The 4,229-nt window shown below is 62.7% G+C and carries 5 protein-coding genes; 4 read left to right on the top strand and 1 reads right to left on the bottom strand.

Going from position 1 to position 4,229, the window contains the following annotated elements; all coding sequences use genetic code 11:
- Window positions 1-343: 343 nt before the first annotated feature.
- The gene (locus tag OSA81_13400; GenBank protein ID MDE0899996.1) at window positions 344-541 is read left to right on the top strand and encodes a hypothetical protein; all 198 of its coding nucleotides are present in this window, start codon (window positions 344-346) and stop codon (window positions 539-541) included.
- Window positions 542-608: 67 nt separating this feature from the next.
- Entirely contained in the window at window positions 609-1,946 is a 1,338-nt protein-coding gene (locus OSA81_13395; GenBank protein ID MDE0899995.1) for a cytochrome P450, read from the top strand.
- A 63-nt stretch (window positions 1,947-2,009) separates the two neighbouring features.
- On the opposite strand, the gene OSA81_13390 is transcribed toward OSA81_13395, so the two are convergent.
- Entirely contained in the window at window positions 2,010-3,035 is a 1,026-nt protein-coding gene (locus OSA81_13390) for a hypothetical protein (GenBank protein ID MDE0899994.1), read from the bottom strand.
- Window positions 3,036-3,313: 278 nt separating this feature from the next.
- On the opposite strand from OSA81_13390, the gene OSA81_13385 reads away from it, so the two are divergent.
- Together OSA81_13385 and OSA81_13380 are read left to right on the top strand one after the other, a co-directional pair.
- Window positions 3,314-3,643 carry a hypothetical protein gene (locus OSA81_13385; GenBank protein ID MDE0899993.1) on the top strand — a complete coding sequence of 110 codons (330 nt, stop codon included), beginning with the start codon at window positions 3,314-3,316 and terminating at the stop codon, window positions 3,641-3,643.
- A gap of 337 nt (window positions 3,644-3,980) precedes the next feature.
- Window positions 3,981-4,139: a hypothetical protein gene (locus OSA81_13380; protein MDE0899992.1), complete on the top strand. Its 159-nt coding sequence runs from the start codon at window positions 3,981-3,983 to the stop codon at window positions 4,137-4,139.
- The last annotated feature ends 90 nt before the right edge of the window (window positions 4,140-4,229 follow it).

The raw sequence follows: 4,229 nt of genomic DNA, 5'->3' as shown, positions 1-4,229 counted from the left end.
GCGTGAAAGAACGCTGACCCGGGGGAAAGACCCCGTGGCGGGGCCTTCGGGCCCAACCGACCCGGCGGTGCGGCAGCCAGAAGCCGCAGACTCGGGAACGGTCGTAGCGCGAGCGCCCACCCGTCGACGGACGGGGGTTCGATTCCCCCCAGCTCCACCAGGGCGTGTTCGCAGTTTTCGCGTGGACGTGTTCGCAGTTCCTGGGAGGCAGCGCTTTTGGCGCTGCCTTTTCAGGTTTTCGACGGAGGGGCAAGCCTCGGTTGACGCAAACGTGCTACACACTTTTGACGCACAGGCACTATCCAGCACGGACGTTCACGACCCCGAAAGAAAGTCAAGTCTGATGACGCTCCTAAAGCTCGGTGTGGGCTTCGTAATATCGATGTATGTGATCTATTGCTTGATCACCCAGAAGGTCTGGATTCGCAAGGTCTTCGCGTGGAGAACGAGGGACGAATACCCAAAGATCTTCCTGATGAACATCATCGGTGGAACGTTGATCGCAATCTGGCTGATTGCCGGACCACTCCTGAGCGACTAGTTCTCCAGTTGGCTCTTCGCAGTTGACGACTGTGGAGCCTCCCACTACCAGGACGAGGAGTACCCCGATGACCGAGACCGCTGACACGACCGATACGACTGCTGAGCGCGCCTTCTTCGACCCGGACATCCGCACGCCCGAGATGGAGATGGCCGAGCGCGGTGAAGGCGTGCCGTCTGCGGCCGATCTCGACCTCGCCGAGATCAACCCGGCGAACCCGCACCTGTTCAAGGAAGATCGCTGGCAGGATCACTTCGCCCGTCTCCGCGCCGAAGACCCGGTGCACCTCAACGAGATCGAGTCGGCCGGTCGCTACTGGTCGATCACCAAATACGACGCTGTCCGCGCCGTCGACGGCGACTGGGAGACCTATTCCTCGGTGAAGGGCATCAACCTGGGGATCAAGGAGATCGCCACCGCCGAGCAGATGCCGCCGCAGTCGCTGGCGCCGTTCATCGCGATGGATCCGCCCACCCACACCGACCAGCGCAAGACGGTGCGGGACGTGTCCGCCCCGAGCAACCTGCGCAACATTGAGCCGATGATCCGCGAACGCACAGCAGAGCTGCTCGACTCCCTTCCCGAGGGCGAGACCTTCGACTGGGTCGACACCGTGTCGATCGAGCTCACCACCCTGATGCTGGCGACTCTCTTCGACTTCCCCATGGAGGATCGTCGCAAACTCACCCGCTGGTCCGACATCGTGTTCGCGATCCCCGGCCCCGGCGGCGTGGTCGAGACCCAGCAGCAGAAGATCGACGAGCTCCTCGAGTGCGTCCACTACTTCGAAGGGCTCTGGGAGAAGCGACGGGGGAACCCCGGCTTCGATCTCGTGTCGATGCTGGCAAACGGCGAAGCCACCAGGGACATTCCCGTGTTCAACCAGCTCGGCAACCTGTTGCTGCTGATCGTCGGCGGCAACGACACCACCCGCAACACCATGACCGGCAGCATCTACGGCCTCAACAAGTTCCCCGAGCAGTACGACAAGCTCCTCGCTGACCCCGGACTCATCCCGAACCTCGTGCCCGAGGTCATCCGCTGGCAGACCCCGCTGCCGTACATGCGCCGCACCGCCACCAAGGACACGGAACTCGACGGCAAGCAGATCAAGGAGAACGATCAGATACTGATGTGGTACATCTCCGCCAACCACGACGAAGACATCTTCGACAACGGCGACGTGCTCGACATCGAGCGCCACAACGCGGACCGCCACCTCTCGTTCGGCTACGGCATCCACTTCTGCATGGGCAGCCGCATCGCCGAACTCCAACTCCGCGTGCTGTGGGAAGAAATCCTCCAACGCTTCGAACGCATCGAGGTCCAGGACGAACCCGAACGGGTCTTTTCGTCCTTCGTCCGCGGCTACTCGAGCCTCCCCGTCACCGTCACCCGCCGCTGAACCGTCCGGCTCAGCCGTCGAGACTCTCGGCGGCGGTAGCCCGCCCGATGAGGCACCGCCAGGTCAGGCTTGAGGCTTGAGCATCCGGGGCAGCGGCAGATCCAGGGGTGAGAGGAGACCGGGCGCGGCAGCGCAGACGAACGGAATGGCATTGACGGCCTTCGTGCCGGTCGAACGCGTCTTGACGATCTTTTCGTCCGCATAGATCTCGTGGGTGAGCCTGCTGCCCGGTGTTCCGCGCACGTCAACCTCGATCCACCCCTGCTTCGGGGCCCCTGCCAAGAACTCCTGGCTGACGTAGTCGGTGCCCAGCAGGAACCTGAGTTCAATGGTCGCCTTCGGGACGCCACCGTGCGTCGACGAGGCCTTGACGACCAGTCCGGCCATCGTCCCCTTGCGGATGAGGATCTTCTCGTCGTAGTCCCTCGTCGCCGGTTCGTACTCGTGGGTGAGTTCGTTGCCGTCGTGGGCCAGGCCCAGTTCCCGACAGATGAGGTCGGTGACCTGCAGGAGGTTGTCGAAGATCGCCCTGGCACCGCCCTCGGTCCGTGCAAGTTCCTCCTCGGTCCGACCGAATCCGAACTTCTCCAGGAACACCGGACTCAGCGTCGACTGGCGCTCGCAGGTGCTGATGTAGACGGACTCGACCTCATGGCAGATGGACGAACCGAGGAGCGCCAACTCGTAGCTCAGGCCGGGATTCAGCCCGGTCCCGAATAGTGACGAGCCCCCTTCGGCGCAGGCATCGACGATGTCGGGGAAGCACTCGTAGCGCCGCGGGTTCCAACCCGACATGATGCTGATGACGTTCTTGCCGCTTGCGAGGATTGGGACGATCTCGTCGTACCGCTCGGTCGGGGGGTTGTAGAGGACGCAGTCGGCCTCGACCGAGAGGATCTCATCCATGTCCTTGGTCGCCCGAACTCCGAGTGGGCCGATTCCGGCGATTTCTCCGGCGTCCATGCCGACCTTCTCGTCGTGGAAGACGAAGGCGCCGACGAGTTCCATCAGGGGATGGGCGTCGACCAGTCGGATCTGGTGCTGGGCGATGTCCCCCGTGAACCACTGGACGATGCGGAACTTCTCCACCGGCCGACCCTATGCCAGACCCGGTCGCGTCGGCCAACCGACCCCTCTTCGCCGAGCGACGTCGAGAGGATCACGAATTCGCCGTCAGACGAGCCGTTGATCCGATTGCACGCGCCGTTGCACAGAATGCAGGTCACAGGACGGACACGAACCGATTCCCCGGACACAGGCCCCCGAAACAATGGGCCTCGATGGCTTCAGCGGACGAGGCAGACAGGTTTCTGTGATCTACGAGTCCCCTGGTACCTCATAGGCGCCCCCACTCATAAGGTCAGGGTATGAAGATGGTTACGGCGCTACTAGTTCTTGGCCTCCTGGCAGCGGGGTGTGCGACCGAACAATGGTCTCAAAGCACCAGAGACATCTTTGTCAAGGAATGCATCGCGGACATGCAGGAAGAGATGGAGGACGATAGCCAGGTCGGGCGACACCTACGAGAAGTCGGAATTAGCGCCCATGATGCGTGTCGCTGCCAGATCGAAAACCTGGAAGCGGAATACAGCGAAGTCGACTTCTTCCAGGACCTGAGTTCCTTCGAGCAGCAGAAGTTCGTGGAGCAGGTGACCAACCACTGTCGAAGGAATCTGCTCGAATCACCCCTCGGCTAACACCCCCCGAAGGCCCCAGCCTTGGCGGCGTTCAGGCGCCTGGCCTACCTACCGCTTCCACTCGCCATCGACTGACCGCCACCGGTCACCAAGACCCGACGCCGTGTCACAACCTGTGTCACAAATGGCACACCTTTGGACGGACTCAGGTGCACACGCTGGACGCGAACCCTTGATTCCACAGGCAAGAGCGGTCGAGGCGGACATCCCGGGCAGATTCCTTTGAGCCGATTCCAAACACTCCGCCAGAACGGGTTCTGATCGTGGCCGGACGCTGCCCTCTGCTACTCCAGCCAGAGGCACGCCGTAGCGGGGGCAGGACGCGACTCGAAGTCGGGTGTGCCATTCTGACCGGGTGCTGAGCCGGTCCGACCTCGAGGAATTGCAGTCCCCCGAAGAGGGAATGTGGCGTTCGGAGGCCCGAGGAGATCGTGGGTGGATGGGCACGGGCTGGGTCATGGACTTCCACCAGGGCACCCCGACTGAGGATGGTTGAACCCGCGTGGGACCGGTTTGATGCGTTGGGGAGTGGTGGGGCACGGGAGGATCGTCCCGAAGTTCCTGGATGCAGCCAGGGGTGTCGGCC

Source organism: Longimicrobiales bacterium, assembly GCA_028823235.1.
In the GTDB taxonomy this organism is placed as follows: Bacteria; Gemmatimonadota; Gemmatimonadetes; order Longimicrobiales; family Gaopeijiaceae; genus UBA2589.
This window is presented reverse-complemented; position numbering and strand designations above follow the sequence as displayed.

What these genes read in the sequence shown, in the direction of transcription:
- OSA81_13385 (MDE0899993.1), top strand. Translation starts at nt 3,314, where the DNA reads ATGAAGATGGTTACGGCGCTACTAGTTCTTGGCCTCCTGGCAGCGGGG.
- OSA81_13395 (MDE0899995.1), top strand. Translation starts at nt 609, where the DNA reads ATGACCGAGACCGCTGACACGACCGATACGACTGCTGAGCGCGCCTTC.
- OSA81_13400 (MDE0899996.1), top strand. Translation starts at nt 344, where the DNA reads ATGACGCTCCTAAAGCTCGGTGTGGGCTTCGTAATATCGATGTATGTG.